Consider the following 16,950-nt stretch of genomic DNA (forward strand, 5'->3'; position numbering starts at 1 on the left):
GATTACGCCTCCTTATTGAGCAGCTGGTTGAGCACGGTGAGGGTGTTCGGTGCGCTGACGGTCGGGGCTGGCCCATCAGCCCAGGAACGATGGTGAGAGACCCACGCGGTCCTTAGCCCGACCTGTTGGGCGCCGCGGATGTCCAGGTCGGCGTTGTCGCCAACCATCCAGCCGCCATCTACCAGGCGCAGACCGATGCCAGCGGCGGCCGCGTGAAAGAGGGCAGAGTCGGGCTTGCGAGCCCCGGCTTCCTCCGAGATGCAGATCCCGTCGACTACATCGGCGATCCCGGAGACGGTGAGCTTGGCGCGCTGGATCGCTGACCCGCCGTTCGTGGCGATGACCACCTTCCAGCCTGCGGCTCGAAGTTCGGTGAGCGCCTCGGTGACGCCAGGAAAAGGTCGAACGGTCTTCGGGAACTCAGTACTGTAGAGCGCCCAGAGGGCCTCGGCGCTGTGAGGCAGGTCGAGCTCGGTGACCAGGGTGTCAAGGACATCGCGGTCGGCCCGTACGCGCATGGCGGAGAGCATCCGATCGCGGGTCGTCTCCGGGAGCCGGTGCCGGTCGGTGTATTCGGTGACCCAGGCGGTGACCGCCGGGAGCCGGGCGATCAATGTGTCGTCGAAGTCGATCAGCAGAAGCCGCTGCTCGGCCTGAGGCGCGATGGTGGCACGGATTTGCTCAGCTGCCTGCTCCGGGGTGAGCTGGGTGGTGTCGATGACCAGGTCGAAGCCGAACTCCGGGTGGGCGTCGAGGTCGTCCCGGGTGGCGTCCCATGCCGAGAGGCGTGCGGGAGTATCCGCATCGCCGCGTCCGGCCGAACGGCTGGCGGTGGCCTCACGAGGGCACCAGAGCAGGACAGTCAGCCACTGTGCGGGGTAGCCGACCTGCACAGCCCGGACGCCCTCAATCTGGCCGAGGTGCATGACCGGAACCCCGATTGTGAAGGCCGCGTCGAGCCCGGGCCGGTCAGTCACGTACGTGCTCTCGTAGCGAGAGTTCTCGTAGACCACCGCGCCTCTGCCTCGCAGCTCGGCGAGCTGCGCCGGCGTGCCCATACGGTAGCCAGTGGAACGGCCCGGGCCAATCTTCACCCGCGAGAACAGGCTGAACTCCGATGAGAGCTTGGCGAGTTCGCGGGTTACGGTGTCCTTGCCTGCAGCAGGGGGACCGTACAGGATGATGCCCGTGTTGCTCATGAGCGAACCGCCGCAGCAACGGCCGCGCGGGCCTGGTCGGCGAGGCTGACAGCGGCGCCGGCCCGGTTGTCCACTACGAAGTGAGGTACCACCGGGCGCAGCTCGGTGTCGATGGTCTTGAGGTAGTCGTCCCACTGGCGGAGCTTCCAGGAGTCGCGGGCCGCCGACCGGTGGCTGATGTACTCCCGCATCGACTCCGGATCGCACTGCACCCAGATCGGCGAGACGTCAACGCCCTTCGCCTCGCACTTGTTGATCAGCCTGGCCATCCAGTCCGCAGAGGCCATCTCGGCGATGAAGGGCGCACTGAGGATCGTGCTGATGCCGCCTTCGACGTTCGCGTAGGCGGACTGCATCAGGCACTCATACTCCAGTGCCCGGACCTTCTCGCGGTAGAGGTTCGTGTGGCGATCATTCGGATCGCCACCAAGGGCAACAAGCAGGCCTTCCACAAGTGGCCGAGTGAGCGGGTCCTTGTCCAGGAGTGGCCAGCCGGTGAGCGCGGTGAAGAACTTGGCAAGTTCGGTCTTGCCGCTGCCTGCGAAGCCGCCGACTAGGACGAGGGTCGGCCGATGGGGGTCGCCCCCCGTCCGTCGCCGCCTCCACGCATCCATGATCTTCTGCTGGACGCCGTAGGAGTCACCCTCGTCGGAGCTGGCCGTGATCTTCAGCAGGGCGCGCTCAACAGCCAGCACATGCTGGCCGTTGCGCTGATCGTCGTAAGGCGTCAGCTGCAGTTTCGGCAACTCCTCGCCCGGCCAGGCACGACGGAAGCCCAGCTCTGGCTCGGTCGACTGGTAGAGCAGGCAGTAGGCCCGACGGTAGTCCGGTCCTGGGTACACCTCGCCGTTCTCGTGTTGGCTCAGCGTTTGCGGATTGGCGGCCGGCGGATCATCCGTCAGCCCCGCCCACTCCCAGGCGTTGCGCAGTGCTTCCCTCGCCTGCTCAAGCGTCAAGCCATGCGCTCGCCGCTGTACGCGCAACTTGTCCGGACGCCAATCGGGATTTCCCCTGGCCACAGCCCCGCCCCTCTCATCGCTCACCCGCCGAAGCCTAGGGGGCAGAGCGTGAATCACCTGTTGATGCCGATGTTGAAGACATGTTGATGATCGTGTTCATGAAGATGTTGACGCAGATGTGATGGCGATCTGACTCAGATCCCTGTCTCCTTTCCCAGGTCACGCTGAGAGGGAGGGAAGGCATGGTGCACCAAGTCAGCGATCGGAAGGGCTTAGGACGGCAGGCGCTGGTAGTTCAGCCCGTCGTAGACGAAGTCGACTCGATCTGGCACGGCCGCGATCTGGAGGAGTTCCAGCGGGGTGCCGGACTCGTCGGTGATCAACCGTTCCGCCCGGAGGACGAACCAGCCGGGAGCCAGGTTGAGGGTGCTTACCTCAGCTTCTGTGGCGAGACGGAAACCGACGCGTTCCGTGCCCGCGGCTCCAAGGTGGTACGCCGCAGCAAGTGCCGGGAGAACACCACCTTCCCGCTTCCCTGCGCGGTCGAGTCCGCAGCGACGGGCAACCTCGGCTGGGTACCAGGCCTGTTGGATCTGCAGGACCTCATCACCAGACGCCGCGTTGCGGATGATCGCGTGGCGACTTCGGCAGGTCACCTGGTACCCGGTTGCTTCGGAGAGCGAGAGTTTCGCCGCGATGCTCACGGGTGCCTCCACCGTCGTGACATCGACCAGAACCATCTCGCCGGCCAGACCCTGCTGCCGGGTTGCGGTCTCCCAGGGGCCCAGCCCGTCCAGTCCGCTGGCCTGCGCGTAGCGACTCAGGGGAATGCTGACGACGCTCCGGTCTCGGACGAAGCACCCGCTTCCGTGCTTGACCACGGCGTAGCCCTGGCTTACGAGCGACCGGTAGGCGTCCCTGACCGTGCCGGTCGAAGTCCAGCCTTGTGCCGCCAGTTCCTTGTAGTTGGGGAGTTGCTCCCCAACGGCGTAGGTGCCGTCGTCGATGCCCTTCTTCAGATGGGTTGCGAGCTCCATCCAGCGAGTGCTGCCTGCCACGCTTCGGCCTCCTTTCTGTCTACTCGCGCGAGTGTCGTAACAGTCAACCACATCGCGCAGAACTCCGGAACTCTCCTTGAATATGGCAAGAGCTCCGGAACACTCTTGACTCTGACGAGCCGTCATGCGATTGTTGTCACGTCGCCAAGCGGTACGGACTCGCAACCCGGATGCTGCTGGTGGCAGACCAGATCGCTGTGTTTGACCCGGGACTCGCAACCCGGTGAAAACACTGCGGGCCCGGGACTCGCAATCCCGGACCCGCAGCTGGTGCGGCACGCCTGCCGCACCACGGCGATCACCTTCAACCTCAACTTCACTGAGGGAGTAACTCGCCGTGAGCAGTTTGCCGCAGGTCGGACTGTCCGACCACACCGACCCCACCATGAACGACTCGGCCGTAGCGCCGGTGCTGGAGTTCCGCACCGCGCCGGCCACCAGCAGGACCGCCGACTTCCTGGCGGCCGGGCTGTCCGAGGAGGACATCGCCGAGGACCGCTTCGCCGCGATGTTCACGTTCCTGGGTCTCGCCGTCGAGCTCGGCGCCGTGGGCAACCTCGACCTGGGGGCCGTCTCGCCGGTCGGCTTCGAGTCCATCGTGTGCGCCCTGGAGTCCGAGGACGTCAGCCACACCGGTGACATCGCCACCGTGGCCATCATGACCACCAAGGGCCGGTTCGCCGTCTCCGTCCGAGTCGACGCGAACGGGCAGGTGGCCGCATGAGTGCCACCGAGCAGTCCAAGGCACAGCAGGCGCAGGCGCCGGCTCCGGTTCAACCGGCGTTGACGACTCAGCAGTTCGCCGCCTCGGTCGAGGCGCACGCGGCCCGGGTCAGCCTCGCGGTCGCCGACCACCAGGCCGGTGGTCCCCGGTGACGCCGCAGGATCAGGCCCGCCAGCAGGCAGAAGAGGCTCTTCGTCAGGCGCGTGAGCAGCAGGCACGCATCGAGGCCGCGAAGGCCGCAGGCCGGGGCTAGCGCCACCTGGCCGTTCACCACCCTATGGAGCAGCAGTTCTAGCTGTTGCCCTTCCTCCGCGAACCACCCCCAGGCGAACTCGTCTGGGCGGCGCGGGGGTTGGGGACCTGGCTAGGCCCAGCTCTGCCACCAAGTGATCACTCCGAGTGTATTAACGGTGGCTCACCGCGAGAGCGGTGGATCGAATGCGCGGAGGCAGACCCCGAGGGGGGACTGAATCCTGCAGCAACCGGACCTTCAGAACTCAACAGCGTGTCATGAGCATTGCAATCACGGGACCGGCGCGTAGGCGCCGGCCACGGCAGCGCCGTCCGACCCCTCGGGGACGGACGCCGAGCCGCCCGGCCGCAGCTGCTCCTCCTTCGTGCTGGCAGGCACGACACCCCCGGGTGTGGAGGAGCAGCGGGTCCCGAGCTTGAGGGCGAGATGAGACAGATCGCCCCCCGAGGCGGCAGGGGATGCCGTCGGCGAGAGCAGCACCTTCGGGTGCTGTCGCAGCTGCCAAGCGGTTCGGCTCTGGAGAACACGCCCTGCGGGGTGTGCCACCCGCCCGTGCGATTCGCCCTGTTCCAGGTGAGAGACAGCGAGATCGTCACCCGGATACCGGCTCCGTGAGGCCGGCGTTCCCCGCCCTGTCGGCGGGATGCATCACCGCCTGGTGGCCGCGATCGCGCGACCACCAGGCGGCTCAGCAGCCCCGTGGTTGCCCTGAACCCCCGGCCCGAAGCGCAGTTTTGATGCGCCGTCGGACCGGGGCGGAAAGGGGAGTTCCGGGACTGCCCCGGCTCCGGAAGGAGCTCGACATGTCGGACGAGATCAACACCCGGATCGCCGCCCAGCTCGCGGGCGGCGCGATCGACGAGGTCCTCGCCAACCCGGGTGACCCGATGGCGGTGCTGAAGGCGGAGGCCTTCACCAAGGTGGCCCGGGTCTACGGCGCGACTCCGGAGCAGGTCCAGCAGGCCCGCTCCGGCACCAGCTGACCCGAAGGTCCGCTGATCCTGCCCCGTTGTTGCCCTGACCCCCCGGCCGCCAGCGTCTCGCGCACCAGCGCGGTGGCGCCGGTGCCCGGGGGTGATGGGGAGCTCCGGGACCACCGAGGTCCCCTCCGGTTCAAAGGGGAAGCCCATGAAGCGCATGACGAAGTTGGCGCTCGGCGTCGCGGCGGTCGTCCTGGCGGCAGCCGCGTTGACCGCCTGCTCGGACGAGCGGTCCGACAACTGCGGTCAGCAGCCGCAGGCCGCGGCGCAGCTGATGGCGAAGTCCACCACGAAGCCGTCCACGACCAAGCCGTCGGCGACCAAGCCGTCGGCGAAGGCGTCGAAGAAGCCGTCGAAGAAGGCGAAGCACGACCACGACGACGACTGCGACGACTGACACAGTCCGGCAGCCCCGTGGCTGCCCTGACCCCCGGCCCCCCGGCCCGCGAACCAGCGCGGCGGCGGGCGCGGCCGGCGGTGATGGGGAGCTCCGGGACCACCACGGTCCCCTCCACCAAGACCGCCCAGGAGGGCACATGGCCCACCCGAACACACCCAGCCCCAAGATCACCCCCAAGGACAACCCGGACCGGCGCAGCGCGGCCGAGACCGAGGCCCTGAAGAAGACGTCGCCGTTCAACGAGAAGCGTGCCGATCCCCGCTTCGTGTGCCGCTCGGGCCGCTACCCGAACGGCGGCAAGGCCCGCGGTGTGCGCAAGCCGTCGCGGCCGCCGGCCCCGACCACCCCGATCCGCCCGTGGCCGCCGTTCCGCTACCAGGCGGACCGGGAGGCCGGACAGATCGCGGCCTGACCGGACGGGCGGAGCACCCGGCCGGACCCCACGTCCTGGAGGACATGCCCGTGTACGAGCACCTGCTGTGCCGCAGCTACATCGGCGGCGGCGACCCGAAGCCGAAGTCGCCGCCCGCGAGCCCGAAGGAGGGCCCGAAGTGAAGTACCCCTACCTGCTGAATGTGCACCGGCCGCCAGAGCCCGGCGACCTCTACCAGCTGAGCCGGACCGTCAGCGCCTACCTGCCGGTGGCCCCACTGGCCCGTACGGGGTCGACGGCAACCGACGACTGGCGCCACCGCGCCACCTGCCGGGAGGAGGACCCGGAGCTCTTCTTCCCGGTCGGGAACACCGGCCCTGCTCTGCTGCAGATCGAAGAGGCGAAGGCGGTGTGCCGTCGATGCCCGGTCCGGGATGTCTGTCTCGCATGGGCGTTCGACGCCGGGCAGGACGCCGGTGTCTGGGGCGGGCTCAGCGAGGACGAACGGCGTTCGATGAAGCGCCGGGCCGCCCGCCGCCGCGCGAAGTCCGCCTGACCCCGCGCATGTCCACCCGATCCGATCCGGAGGTTCCTGGCATGACGAGCAACGACAAGGTGCGGGCGATGGTGCTGGAGCGCCTGTACGGCCCGCAGCAGGTGGGCGGCATCTACTGGTGCGGCTACTGGAGCGAGGCGTACGAGGTCCTGGCGATCGACTCCGACCCGCAGTGGCCGAACCTGACGGTGCGCACCCTCGGCCAGGTGAAGGCGCGGACCCACTGCACCGCCTGGGACCCGCGCGGCGACCGGGTCCTGGCCGAGCCGGGCGAGGCTGCCCTCACCTACTGGGCTGACTTCGTCCTGTCCGCCGCGAGCACGTACGCGGCGGTGGTCGAACAGCGGCACGTGCTGGCGGAGGCCGCTCATCCGGAGCAGGTCGCGGCCCTGGTCGAGCAGGCCCGCCGCTTCGACCCCGGCGCCGACGCGCGGTGAGAGCGAGGTCTGCCGGTTGCCCGATCCGCCGCCCTGCCCCGCCCCCGGACGAGACCTGGGGTGCGGCCGGGCGGCGGTGAAGGGGAGCTGGACAGCCCAGCGATCCGACCCGAAGGAGACGCCCGTGTACACCCCGTCGCCGGAGATCGACCTGCACCCGCTGATGACCGGTGAGTACCGGCTGCCGGCGGGCCAGGAGGGCCTGCTCGCCGCGATCACCGCCCAGCTCGCCGTGGCCCGGGCCGCCTCGGTCCTCTTCACCACCTCCGACTACATGGACCCCAGCCTCACCCCGGACTCCCTGTGGTCACGGATGCGGTCCCTGCGGGCCGAGGCGCGCGCCCTCGCCGACCTCCTCAACAAGGCGCTGATCGCGCTGCCGGAGGACACGCCAGTGCTGATCGTGTCCACCGACTCGGTCATCGCCTACCTGACCGTCCCCCGAACCCCGGTGCTCCAGACCGACATCGCACCGTAGCCCGGCCCCGCCCACGGCCTGCCGAGCACCGCCCAAGCCCCACAGCTGAACGAAAGAAGACGACATGGCAACCAATCCGGAGTGGCTCAAGGGCCACCAGGACAGCGCCGCAGACCCGTTCGCCGCCCTGCGCGTGCACGGGAACTGGCTGAACGACCCGGAGCGCCGGGCCCGGCTCCACCGCCTCCGCCACGACCGCGAGCTCGCCTCGCTGGAGCTCCGGGCGAAGCCGCCCGGCGGCCTGGAGGGCGAGGTCAACCGCCGGGAGAAGACCACCGAGGCCAAGGCCCGGCTGGACCTCACCCAGCTCGCGCTGGACCTCGCCCAGGCGACCCGGCTGCGCATCGCTCTGGTGCTGCGCAGCCCGATCCCGGAGACCCACCCGTGGATGCGGGACACCACGAGGAACCTCGCCTCCGGCCTCGCCTCGCTGACGGCGCTGCTGACCAACGCCCACTTCACCTACCCCGTGGAGGCGGCGTGGACGGCGGCGGAGCTGCTGGTGAACCTGACGAGCGGGCCCACGAGCGTGCGGGCGACGCCGACGCGGCCGTACCTGGAGCAGTGGGCCGAGCAGGTGGCCCGGGCGGTGGAGATCCTGAGCGCGGCTCCGTCCGTCGAGGTCTGAAGCGGTGCCGTTCCTCAGGCTGCCTGATCCGCCCGACCGCCGACCCGAGCACGAACGGGGTCGGCGGTCGGGCGGTGACGGGGAGCCGGACGGCCCGGCCGCTTGACCGCGGAGGCACAGATGCCCGACCCGCTCGTACAGACCGTGTTCGCGCTCGTGCCCCTGCTCCTGATCGTCATGGTCGAGCGGGCCCGCGCGCTGCTCCACCGGCCCGGGCCCGACGTCTACGAGCCCGGCGACCAGCTCAGCCCGGCCGAGGCCGCCGACATCGAGGCTGGCCTCGACCTCGACACGGTGTATCTGCCCCACACCGGCGAGCCGACCCAGCCCGCCGAACCCAGCCCCGCCGAGGCAGCCGCCGCGATCCAGGCCGAAGCCGACGAGGCGGAGGCCCAGCTGGCGCAGCTGCACAGAGATCTGGACCAGCATCTGGCCCGTGCGGGCCAGCCGCTGCCGGGCAGCGGCCCGGCTTCCTGGCGAGCGCCGCACCCGGTGCCCGCCCGCGCATTCCCCGGAGAGGAGACGACGGCGTGACCGTCACCATCGCGAAGGCGAACGGCCACGCCAGCCGCCTTCCCATCCAGAAGATCACCGCCAACGGGCAGACCAACCCGCCGGCCGACCCGAACGACAGCGTGTACGACCCCGACACCGTCCCGGCCGAGAATCCGCAGGAGAGCAAGCCGCTGGCGGTCGTGGCCGGCGGCGCCCTGGTCATGGGGGCCGTGGTGGCCGCGATCGGCTTCGTCGGCTCCTACGCCGCCCTGCGCGACCTCGCGCTGAAGAAGGGCTTCGGCCTCTTCTCCTACGCCTTCCCGATCGGCATCGACGCCGGCATCATCGCCCTCCAGGCGATCGACCTGTTCCTCGTCCACAAGCGCATCAAGTTCCCGATGCTGCGCTGGCTGGCTATGGGCCTCACCCTGGCGACCATCGCCTTCAACGCCGCCGCCGCCAAGGGGCCGGTCCTTCAGGACCCGCTCGGCGCCGCGATGCACGGCGTCATCCCCATCCTCTACGTGGCGCTGGCCGAGGCGGGCCGGCACTACATCGGCCGCCGGGCCGCACTCCTGCACGGCGGTACCGACCTCGGTGCCCCGCCGCTGCGGAGCTGGCTGCTGGCCCCTTTCAAGACCAGCTGGGCGGCGCGCCGGATGGCGCTGTGGGACATGCCCTACTCCCAGGTCGTGCAGCTCGGTCTGGACCTTGAGGTCTACGAGCAGCGCCTGGCCCAGCAGCTCGGGTCCGACTGGAGGAAGAAGGCCACCCCCGACCAGATGCTGCCTTTCAAGATGGCGAAGTCCGGCCTGAGCGTCGACAGGGCCCTGGGCCTTCCCTGGGAGGAGAAGCTGAAGGTCCTGGACCGTGAGGGGCGGGCCGCCCTTCAACTGGCCCAGGCGGAGGTTCAAAAGATCCAGGCCGACCTTCAAATCCGCGAGGCCCAGCTTCAAGGGGAGGCCGATCAGACCCGGGCCGAGGGCCGGTTGAAGCTCGCGAAGATCGAGACCGATGCCGAGATCGAGAACGAGGTTCAAGCCCGAGAGGCAGAGCTTCAAAAGCGCGTGGCCGAGCGTCAAGCCGAACTCGCGCGCCTTCAAGACCAGGCCGAGGCCGACATCGAGGCCATCAAGGACGACACCGAGCACCGCCGGTTCCTGGCCGACCTGGAGCGCAAGAAACAGCAGGCCATGGCCACTCTCGCCCAGCAGCGACTGGAGCTTGAGACCGACCAGCAGACCCGGAAGCTCGCCCTTGAAGCCGCCGCCCACGAGGCGCAGATGGGAGCGCTGGAGCGGCTCGCGGAGTCCACGGAGCTGCTCGCCGCGAAGGCCAACGAGGCAAGGGCCGCGCAGGCCGAGAAGCAGGCCGCTGAAGATCGGGCGGCTGCGGTTGAAGCCCACCGCAGTGCGGTTGAAGCCGAGCGCAAGGCCGAGGCGGAGACCGCCGAGGCGGAGGCGCTGCGGGCCACGACGGCGCTCAGCGCGCTGAGCGCCGTTGAAGCTCAGGCCCGCGAGGTTGAAGCCCTGGCGAAGCTCAACGAGGCGGCCGCCCGGGCGCGGTTGTCCCAGTCCGACTGGGACGTGCTGGCGATCATGGCGATGCTGGTGGACGCCGAGGACGAGTCCGCCGTGACCATCGACGTCATCGCAGGTCAGCTCCGGTGCTCCGTCGGCACCGCGTCCACCCGCCGGGCCACCGCCCGCACCCACCTGGACGACCCCGCCAGCCCCCTGCGGGCCCTGTTCGAGCAGACCCGCCAGGCAGCTCTGACCACCTGACCCCGGCCGCGACGCGGCTGGCCAACCACCCCGTTGAGGGCCCCGGCCGCGACTAGGCCGGGGCCCGTGCGAAGGAGACCTCGATGACCCTCTGGCAGTACGCGATCGGCCTGCTGCTGGTCCTGGCCACCCTGGCCGCGACCGTGGTCACCGTGCCCCTGCTCGTCCACGAGCGCGCCCGCCACGACCACGGCCCCACCTGTCGGTGGTGCCGCCCCCGCCCCGGTCGGCGCTGATCAGCCCGGCCCCTCCTGGGGCCACCGGAGCACCCGCCCCGGTGGCCGCCGAAGGCGCCGGACACCACGCGCCGAGCACCACCGACGACCCGGACATCCGGCCGGAGCCCGGGTCCCGACTACTACCACCACCACCGCAGGCCACCAGCCCTTCCCCGGCCGCTGGCCCGTATCCCGGGAGGAACCATGACCGACGACCAGCGCCGCCTGGCCATGCGCGGCGTCGCACGCGATCCCGCGTCCTTCGCCGCCTACCTGGCGGACATGCAGCAGCACCTGCGGGGCCTCCACGGCTCGCTGGAGCTGCTCTTGGAGGAGACCCGCGCGGAACTGCGCGCCACCCACATCGAGGGCGACCGGCGCTACCACGCGCCGCTGCGGGCCCTGCCCGTCGAGCGCCGGCTGAAGGCCGCGATCAAGGACCTGGAGAGCGCGGCCTCCGCCGTCGAGCGGGCCGTCTACCGGCGCCACGCCCACGACGACCTCGTGAATTCACTGCCCGGCCAGCGCGCACTCAAGGCACTGAACAAGGCGAACAAGAAGGCCCCGAAGAACCAGCCGGTAAACGGAAACACGCCGCAGGTTCCCCCGGCCGCGAATTCCAGCTACAGTGAGCAGCCCCAGAACATCTTCGACATGAAGAGGCCGGCATGACGCGGCCGCGCCCCCTGGTGGGCGTCGAGCGCACCGTGGCGAACATTCAGGAATTCCGCCTCAACGGCGAGAGTGAAGCCATGGGAAAGCGCGGAGAGAAAGGCGTCGCGGAGAACTGGCTCCGCACGACACGATCCGAGATCGCTAAACAGGAGCGGGCCGGGCACGCCGATGTACGACTCGGCTTCGCGATGGTCTGCCGGCTCTTCCTGACCGCGATGCAGCGGCGGGCGGCCGGCGAACCGAAGCTCTGGGACGACCTCCAGCGCTACGCCCAGGACGTCACCCAGCAGTTCCCGCCCCAGTGACGAGGAGTCACCGCGAGGCCCCGCCGGAAGCCCGGCGGGGCCTCCCGCGCGAAACGCGTGCACCCGTGCACGTGTGCACGCGTGCACGAGGCACCCACGCTCTGTCAACCTCCTGGAGGGAGTGAGTCGTGACCGACGACACCAACGACGGCCGGGTGCTGCCCTTCCCGGGCGGCGGCACCCCGGCCATCCCGCGCCACGCGGACACCGCCCGGCGGCCCGAACCGCCGCGCGAAACGCCGGAAATCCCGGCCATTCCCCAGCCCGCACCCCCGGAGTCGTACCTCCGGACCGAGGGAATTCCCGAACGGCCCTCCGTTCCCGAGGAGGAAACCGCAGGAGAGGAATACGCGGAAAGCGGCGAATACGAATACCGCGAAAGGCGTTCCCTCGCCGAAGTCATCTCCGAATACCTGCAATCCGTCGTCGACCGAATCCGCGCGCAGAACGACGAGGAAGCGCCCTATCGCGAAGCAATGGTCGCGGACAAAGTCGCCCGCCTGACCGCGCAGACCGACCGGGAAACAAGCCTTATGGCGCAGCAGAACAAGCTGCGGATGGCGGAGGTGGACGCCCGCGGCGCGCAGCTGGGCGGGCGTGGCAAGGGCGGCGAGTCGGGCAAGGGCCTGGGGAAGTCCTCGAACCAGAGCCCGTCCGGGTCGGGTCGCAACGGCGGCTCCGGCGGCCTGGGCGGTGGCACCGGCGGCGGTACGGGTGGCGGGGGGAAGCCGGGCGGGCCGCAGGGCGGCGGGCCTCATGGTCGCGGTGGTGACCGTGGCGGCCGCGCGGATGGGTCCGGCAAGGGCCCTGGCGGGCCCTCTGGCGGCCTTGGTGGCGGTAGTCGTGGATCGGAGCGGTCCGGGGGGTCGAACGGTCGCTCTGGGGTCACCTCGGGCTCGGTCGGGCCGAAGGGCTCCGGAGGGCGGGACGGAGGCGGATCCAAGGGTTCCGGAGGCCGGGACGGAGGCGGCAGCGCCCCCGTCAGCTCGGCCGCCGAACGGACCCGGGCCCGCAACGAGCGCCGCGCCTCACGGCAGAGCGCGGACCTGGGCGACCGCACCAAGAACCGCGACCAGGACCGGCAGAACCGGCAGCGGAAGCTGGACGACCGCCACGACGAGCGCAAGGCCGAGCGCGACCGGCGCAGGGACGAGCGCCAGGCCGAGCGCGACCGGCGCAAGGCCGAGAAGGAGGCCAAGAAGGCGGCCGGCGGCACCGCCGGCGGGACGAACACCCCGCCGTCGAACGGCGCCGCCCCGCTCTTGAAGCCCACCACGCCGCCGTTGAAGCCCGGCGGTACGCCGTTGAAACCCGGCGGGCCGTCGCTGAAGGGCCCCGGTCCGTCGTCGAAGGCCGGCGGTACGCCGTTGAAGCCCGCCGGTCCCACGTCGGAGGGTGGCGGCGCGTCGTCGAAGGCGCAGCCCGGAGGCGGCCCGACCAACGGAAGCGCGGCCGGCTGGCTGAAGCAGGCCTGGCCGGGCAACGGGGCGTCGTCGAAGGTTGGCGCCGCCAACGGGGCGGCCGCCGGGAACGGTGCCGGGAGTACGGCCGCCGGCGCGGCGCCGAACGCCAACGGCTCAGGCGGGGCGGGCACCGGGAGCACCGCGGCGGGCGCCGGGCCGAAGAGTCCGCCCGGGCAGAACACCGGCGGACCCGCCGCAGGCGGCACGGGTGCCGGCACCGGGGACAGCTGGTTGAAGTTCGTGAAGGAGGCGTTGAAGGACAACGGCGCGTCGTCGAAGGCCGGCGCGTCCGGCGGCCCGACCGCGACCAACAGCACGGGCACTGCGGCCGGCGCCTCTCCCGGGGGAGCCGGGCCGCACAACGCGACCGGCCCGAACACGGCCGGGTCCTCCGCCTGGGGGGCGGGCACGGGCGACGACTGGAACGCCTTCCTGCGAAGCGTGTTCGAGGCGAACGCCCGCTGGGATCCGGACCCGGAGCCGGAGACCGTCACCTTCGGCCGGCCCGACCAGCCGGCGCGTGAGGCCACGTCCGACGGCGACGGGATCGTCGACGCCGAGATCGTGGAGGACGAGCCCCCCGCCCCGCGCACCGGGCCGCCGCAGCCGCCCGGACCCGAGACCGAACACGAACAGCGATTCAACAGGCCGGGAACCACACGGCCGGACCCGAGCACGACGGAGCCGCCCGTGACCCGCACCCCCGCCTCGGCCGCAGTCCCCGGACAGCGGATGGCCAGGCAGCACCGGACCGACATCACCTTCGACGAGTACCTGGTCGCGATGGTGAACAGCGCCCAGGACTCCATCACCGACCACGAGTCGGTGACGGCGGCCGTCGACACCTTGACCGCCCTGGCCCTGGAGCTGCGGGAGATGGTCAAGGACCTGCTGGGCGACCACAACATCAGCCCCAAGGTGACCCGCCTGGTGGAGAGCCTGTCCGAACTGGCCGACGTGTGCGCAGGGCAGGCCCGGATCCTCTCCGAGATGTCCCAGAAGGCGGCGGAGGCGGCCGAGCTGGCGGCGCACTCCGTCGCCCAGGTCTACGGCCAGGACAAGGACGCCATGAAGGACGGCGGCCTGGAGCAGGCGTCCGCGGCCGTCCACCACGCCTAGAGAAGAGGAGCAGCACCGTGGAACCGCAGACCGGCAACCTGCCGGCACCCGCCGCGAGCACCGCCCCGGCAGTACCGGCCCCGACACCCGGCCCGACACCGGGACCGTCACCCGCGCCCCCCGCTCGCCGCCGCCGCAAGACCCGCGTGCCGGTCCTGGCCGACGGCGAGCACGGCTACGAAGACGTCCAGCGCAAACTCGACCAGGTCGCCCAGGCCATGTCCACCGCGACCAGGAACCTGGTCCAGATCGACAAGAGGCTGCGCCGGACCGCAGAGGAGACCGGCAAGGTCGCCGACGACGCCGCCTACGCCGAGCTCGACACCGTCTTCGTCGAGCTGACCTTGGAGGTCGGCAAGGCCCAGCAGGAGGCGGCCGCGGCCGCCCGCCGGGTGCTGGAAGCCGCACGCGAGGCGAAGAAGGCCGCGATCGCGGCGAAGCGCGCCCACCGCCGGATGTACGCGGCGTTGGACCGCGTCCGGCGCGGCCGCAAGCACCGAACCCCCAAGCCGGGCTTCTTCGCCGGCTGACCGCACCCGCCACCACACCCCGCCGGGGTGGGACCGCCACCCCGGCGGACCCACCCCGGCCCCCGTTCGCAACCATGAAAGGAACCCGCTGCCGTGGCCGCCTCCGAGGCCCTCGAACGCACCATCTACCTGGCGGCCGCCCCCTTCCTCGGGATGGCCGCCAGCCTTCCCCCCGGCCACCCGATCGCCGACACCGTCAACTGGACGGTGGGCACCGGCGCCGCCGCTGCGGTCGTCGTGGTCGCGGCCAAGGCCCGCAACGAGGGCCGCTGGCTGACCCGACTGTCGCCGCTGGCTCTGGCCGCCGCCGTGGACGTCGCCGCCCACCACGTCCCCGGCGCCGCCTGGGACTGGGGCCTGGCGGGCGCCTGGGCGCTGGTGTTCTGCGCCTTCGTGCCGCTGTCACGGACCTCCCGAGGCCACCGCCGCCGCGCCCTGACCGCAGCGGCCGGACCGGTCCCGCAGATCCTGCCCGCCGCCCCGCAGCCGGTGGCCGCGGCGGTGGCCGACGACGGCGCCGACCACTTCACCCGCCAGGCGCGCACCATCTGGGAGCAGGCCGGCAGCCCCTCGCGCACCCACGTGGTCGTCGCCAAGCCGCACCCGGGCAAGCAGCACGACCTGACCCTTCTCCTGCGCTCCAGCGAGCCGGGCCGGCCGATCTCCGGGCTGAAGCAGGCGGACGTCGCGGCCGCGTTCGGGGTCCACGAGAGCGACGTCCTCCTCGTCGAGACCACCCAGATGGCCGGGCGGCAGGCCGGCCCGGGCTGGCTGGAGGCGCAGGTGATCCCGGACGAGAGGAAGCGCCGCCGGCAGCGCCCGACCCTCGCGGAGTGGTGGGAGGACGGGATCGGCAGGAACGCGATCCCCGGCTCCAAGCTGGACGACCGCATCCGCAACGACGAACGCCAGGTCACCTACTGGACGGCGCACCTGCCCGAGAGCATGGGGGAGCCCCGCATCGACCTGGTCGCCCTGTGCAGGGCGCTGGGCACCACCTACGACGCCGGCGAGGTGTTCACCGTCGTCGACGGGAACAACCTGCTGGTGACGCACTGGGACGTCTCCCCGCTCGCGAAGGTCTACCCGGCCACCGTCGAGCTCCTCACGCCGGACGCCAACGGCTGGTACACCACCGGCTTCCTGGCCAACGGCCAGCCGGCCCGCAACCGGGTCCACACCGACCGCGGCGCCGCGCACGGCCTGCTGGTGGCCCCCTCCGGCGGCGGCAAGACCCAGGTCATGGCTCTGCAGGTGGCTGCCAACGCCCACTGGGGTGCGGTGATCTGGCTGGTGACCGAGGCCCCCGACGAGAAGACCGCGGCCCTGGGCGAGCACTGCGACAAGTACGGGATCGGCGCGCTCTACATGGTGCGGGCGATGCGGGCGATGGTGGCGCTGATCGACATCCGCGGCCGGATGGTGTGGGCCGACGGGAGGATCCACGACTGGGAGGCCGGCAAGCCCGGCTGCCCCTACCGGCCGCTGGCGGCGTTCTGGGACGAGTTCCTGTCGGCGGCGACCGGTGACGAGTACGGCAACGAGGTCGAGCGCCACGCCGTGACGCTGTCGGTGAAGGGCCGCAAGTACGCCCTCGGCGAGACGCTGGCAGGGCAGAGCTGCTACGTGCACGACGGCTTCCCGTCGCTGCTCCTGCAGAACCTCCGCGCGAACGGCATCCCGGTGGCCCTGGACCCCGGGCCGAAGAAGGTCACGGAGATGATGAAGGCCCTCTCCGTCGCGGCCGACGACATCCCCGACCCGCTCCCGCGCTCGTTCGCCAAGACCGCGGGCGGCCGGATCGAGCGGATCATGCAGGGCGAGGCCGAGCCGCCCACCGACTCCAACACGGGCGGCGCGGGCTGGATCGTCCCGATCGCCAAGCCCGAGACCATGCGCACCCTGTTCATGGACTTCAGCGAGCCCATCGCCCCGCTGTTCCCCGACGCCGTCTTCGGCCTCACCGACTACGAGATCAAGCAACTCACGGTGCTGGGCCTGTGGTTCGACTGGGACCTGCCGCCCCAGCCGGGGGAGTTCGGCGACGAGGAGGACGAGGACGACCTCGACGACTTCGACGACGAGCCCAAGTCCCGCACCAAGGCGGCCAAGGGCAAGGGTGCGGCCCGCGGCGGCGGCATGGCCGGCCGCAGCAACATCACCAGCCCGCAGGACGCCCTGGCGGCCCTGCGCAACGGGTTCAGGTGACGCCGACGCTCCAACGGCCGCCGCACAACCGAATCGACCACCCCTGGCGGGGGGGGGGGGGGGGGGGGGGGCGGGGGGGGGGGGCCCGCCCGGCGGGGGGGGGGGGGG

The 16,950-nt window shown here is 71.1% G+C and carries 20 protein-coding genes; 17 read left to right on the top strand and 3 right to left on the bottom strand.

The features are described 5' to 3' along the window. Nucleotides 1-2: 2 nt before the first annotated feature. The 3 genes from ACIRPK_RS20660 to ACIRPK_RS20670 all read right to left on the bottom strand — a co-directional run bounded on the left by ACIRPK_RS20660 (nt 3) and on the right by ACIRPK_RS20670 (nt 3,216). Nucleotides 3-1,199, bottom strand: coding sequence for an HAD-IA family hydrolase (locus ACIRPK_RS20660; protein ID WP_403040705.1), 1,197 nt, complete (start codon nt 1,197-1,199; stop codon nt 3-5). Continuing rightward, entirely contained in the window at nt 1,196-2,242 is a 1,047-nt protein-coding gene (locus ACIRPK_RS20665; protein ID WP_403040706.1) for an AAA family ATPase, read from the bottom strand. Before ACIRPK_RS20665 ends, ACIRPK_RS20660 begins: the two co-directional genes overlap by 4 nt. A gap of 188 nt (nt 2,243-2,430) precedes the next feature. Then, nucleotides 2,431-3,216, bottom strand: a complete 786-nt coding sequence (locus ACIRPK_RS20670; RefSeq protein WP_403040707.1) for a GntR family transcriptional regulator — start codon at nt 3,214-3,216, stop codon at nt 2,431-2,433. A 337-nt stretch (nt 3,217-3,553) separates the two neighbouring features. Between ACIRPK_RS20670 and ACIRPK_RS20675 the strand changes: the two genes are divergently transcribed. The 17 genes from ACIRPK_RS20675 to ACIRPK_RS20755 all read left to right on the top strand — a co-directional run bounded on the left by ACIRPK_RS20675 (nt 3,554) and on the right by ACIRPK_RS20755 (nt 16,842). After that, nucleotides 3,554-3,940, top strand: coding sequence for a hypothetical protein (locus ACIRPK_RS20675; protein WP_403040708.1), 387 nt, complete (start codon nt 3,554-3,556; stop codon nt 3,938-3,940). Next, a complete protein-coding gene (locus ACIRPK_RS20680; protein WP_403040709.1) occupies nt 3,937-4,092 on the top strand; it encodes a hypothetical protein in 156 nt (51 codons plus the stop codon). Before ACIRPK_RS20675 ends, ACIRPK_RS20680 begins: the two co-directional genes overlap by 4 nt. A gap of 904 nt (nt 4,093-4,996) precedes the next feature. Further along, nucleotides 4,997-5,176, top strand: a complete 180-nt coding sequence (locus tag ACIRPK_RS20685) for a hypothetical protein (protein WP_403040710.1) — start codon at nt 4,997-4,999, stop codon at nt 5,174-5,176. Between the two features lie 145 nt (nt 5,177-5,321). Beyond that, a complete protein-coding gene (locus tag ACIRPK_RS20690) occupies nt 5,322-5,570 on the top strand; it encodes a hypothetical protein (protein WP_403040711.1) in 249 nt (82 codons plus the stop codon). A 139-nt stretch (nt 5,571-5,709) separates the two neighbouring features. Beyond that, nucleotides 5,710-5,985, top strand: coding sequence for a hypothetical protein (locus ACIRPK_RS20695; RefSeq protein WP_403040712.1), 276 nt, complete (start codon nt 5,710-5,712; stop codon nt 5,983-5,985). 238 nt (nt 5,986-6,223) lie between these two features. Then, a complete protein-coding gene (locus ACIRPK_RS20700) occupies nt 6,224-6,502 on the top strand; it encodes a WhiB family transcriptional regulator (protein WP_403040777.1) in 279 nt (92 codons plus the stop codon). 41 nt (nt 6,503-6,543) lie between these two features. Then, the gene (locus ACIRPK_RS20705; RefSeq protein ID WP_403040713.1) at nt 6,544-6,939 is read left to right on the top strand and encodes a hypothetical protein; all 396 of its coding nucleotides are present in this window, start codon (nt 6,544-6,546) and stop codon (nt 6,937-6,939) included. 124 nt (nt 6,940-7,063) lie between these two features. After that, nucleotides 7,064-7,417 (top strand): hypothetical protein, encoded by a 354-nt coding sequence (locus ACIRPK_RS20710; protein WP_403040714.1) that lies wholly within the window; start codon nt 7,064-7,066, stop codon nt 7,415-7,417. 64 nt (nt 7,418-7,481) lie between these two features. Continuing rightward, nucleotides 7,482-8,045, top strand: a complete 564-nt coding sequence (locus ACIRPK_RS20715) for a hypothetical protein (RefSeq protein WP_403040715.1) — start codon at nt 7,482-7,484, stop codon at nt 8,043-8,045. A gap of 120 nt (nt 8,046-8,165) precedes the next feature. Then, nucleotides 8,166-8,579, top strand: coding sequence for a hypothetical protein (locus ACIRPK_RS20720; protein ID WP_403040716.1), 414 nt, complete (start codon nt 8,166-8,168; stop codon nt 8,577-8,579). Then, nucleotides 8,576-10,324, top strand: a complete 1,749-nt coding sequence (locus ACIRPK_RS20725) for a DUF2637 domain-containing protein (RefSeq protein ID WP_403040717.1) — start codon at nt 8,576-8,578, stop codon at nt 10,322-10,324. Before ACIRPK_RS20720 ends, ACIRPK_RS20725 begins: the two co-directional genes overlap by 4 nt. Nucleotides 10,325-10,407: 83 nt before the next feature. Beyond that, nucleotides 10,408-10,560: a hypothetical protein gene (locus tag ACIRPK_RS20730; protein ID WP_403040718.1), complete on the top strand. Its 153-nt coding sequence runs from the start codon at nt 10,408-10,410 to the stop codon at nt 10,558-10,560. A 186-nt stretch (nt 10,561-10,746) separates the two neighbouring features. Beyond that, nucleotides 10,747-11,214, top strand: a complete 468-nt coding sequence (locus ACIRPK_RS20735; RefSeq protein ID WP_403040719.1) for a hypothetical protein — start codon at nt 10,747-10,749, stop codon at nt 11,212-11,214. Continuing rightward, nucleotides 11,211-11,522, top strand: a complete 312-nt coding sequence (locus ACIRPK_RS20740) for a hypothetical protein (RefSeq protein WP_403040720.1) — start codon at nt 11,211-11,213, stop codon at nt 11,520-11,522. The genes ACIRPK_RS20735 and ACIRPK_RS20740 overlap by 4 nt, the downstream gene beginning before the upstream one ends. Before the next feature lie 476 nt (nt 11,523-11,998). Beyond that, nucleotides 11,999-14,104, top strand: coding sequence for a hypothetical protein (locus ACIRPK_RS20745; RefSeq protein ID WP_403040721.1), 2,106 nt, complete (start codon nt 11,999-12,001; stop codon nt 14,102-14,104). A 17-nt stretch (nt 14,105-14,121) separates the two neighbouring features. Further along, nucleotides 14,122-14,634: a conjugal transfer protein TraB gene (locus ACIRPK_RS20750; protein ID WP_403040722.1), complete on the top strand. Its 513-nt coding sequence runs from the start codon at nt 14,122-14,124 to the stop codon at nt 14,632-14,634. Nucleotides 14,635-14,727: 93 nt separating this feature from the next. After that, nucleotides 14,728-16,842: a chromosome segregation protein ParM gene (locus tag ACIRPK_RS20755; RefSeq protein WP_403040723.1), complete on the top strand. Its 2,115-nt coding sequence runs from the start codon at nt 14,728-14,730 to the stop codon at nt 16,840-16,842. Nucleotides 16,843-16,950: the final 108 nt, after the last annotated feature.

It is taken from the genome of Kitasatospora sp. NPDC101801, from assembly GCF_044766665.1.
Lineage (GTDB): Bacteria > Actinomycetota > Actinomycetes > Streptomycetales > Streptomycetaceae > Kitasatospora.

What these genes read in the sequence shown, in the direction of transcription:
- ACIRPK_RS20660 (WP_403040705.1), bottom strand. Translation starts at nt 1,199, where the DNA reads ATGAGCAACACGGGCATCATCCTGTACGGTCCCCCTGCTGCAGGCAAG.
- ACIRPK_RS20680 (WP_403040709.1), top strand. Translation starts at nt 3,937, where the DNA reads ATGAGTGCCACCGAGCAGTCCAAGGCACAGCAGGCGCAGGCGCCGGCT.
- ACIRPK_RS20685 (WP_403040710.1), top strand. Translation starts at nt 4,997, where the DNA reads ATGTCGGACGAGATCAACACCCGGATCGCCGCCCAGCTCGCGGGCGGC.
- ACIRPK_RS20690 (WP_403040711.1), top strand. Translation starts at nt 5,322, where the DNA reads ATGAAGCGCATGACGAAGTTGGCGCTCGGCGTCGCGGCGGTCGTCCTG.
- ACIRPK_RS20695 (WP_403040712.1), top strand. Translation starts at nt 5,710, where the DNA reads ATGGCCCACCCGAACACACCCAGCCCCAAGATCACCCCCAAGGACAAC.
- ACIRPK_RS20705 (WP_403040713.1), top strand. Translation starts at nt 6,544, where the DNA reads ATGACGAGCAACGACAAGGTGCGGGCGATGGTGCTGGAGCGCCTGTAC.
- ACIRPK_RS20715 (WP_403040715.1), top strand. Translation starts at nt 7,482, where the DNA reads ATGGCAACCAATCCGGAGTGGCTCAAGGGCCACCAGGACAGCGCCGCA.
- ACIRPK_RS20720 (WP_403040716.1), top strand. Translation starts at nt 8,166, where the DNA reads ATGCCCGACCCGCTCGTACAGACCGTGTTCGCGCTCGTGCCCCTGCTC.
- ACIRPK_RS20730 (WP_403040718.1), top strand. Translation starts at nt 10,408, where the DNA reads ATGACCCTCTGGCAGTACGCGATCGGCCTGCTGCTGGTCCTGGCCACC.
- ACIRPK_RS20735 (WP_403040719.1), top strand. Translation starts at nt 10,747, where the DNA reads ATGACCGACGACCAGCGCCGCCTGGCCATGCGCGGCGTCGCACGCGAT.
- ACIRPK_RS20740 (WP_403040720.1), top strand. Translation starts at nt 11,211, where the DNA reads ATGACGCGGCCGCGCCCCCTGGTGGGCGTCGAGCGCACCGTGGCGAAC.
- ACIRPK_RS20745 (WP_403040721.1), top strand. Translation starts at nt 11,999, where the DNA reads ATGGTCGCGGACAAAGTCGCCCGCCTGACCGCGCAGACCGACCGGGAA.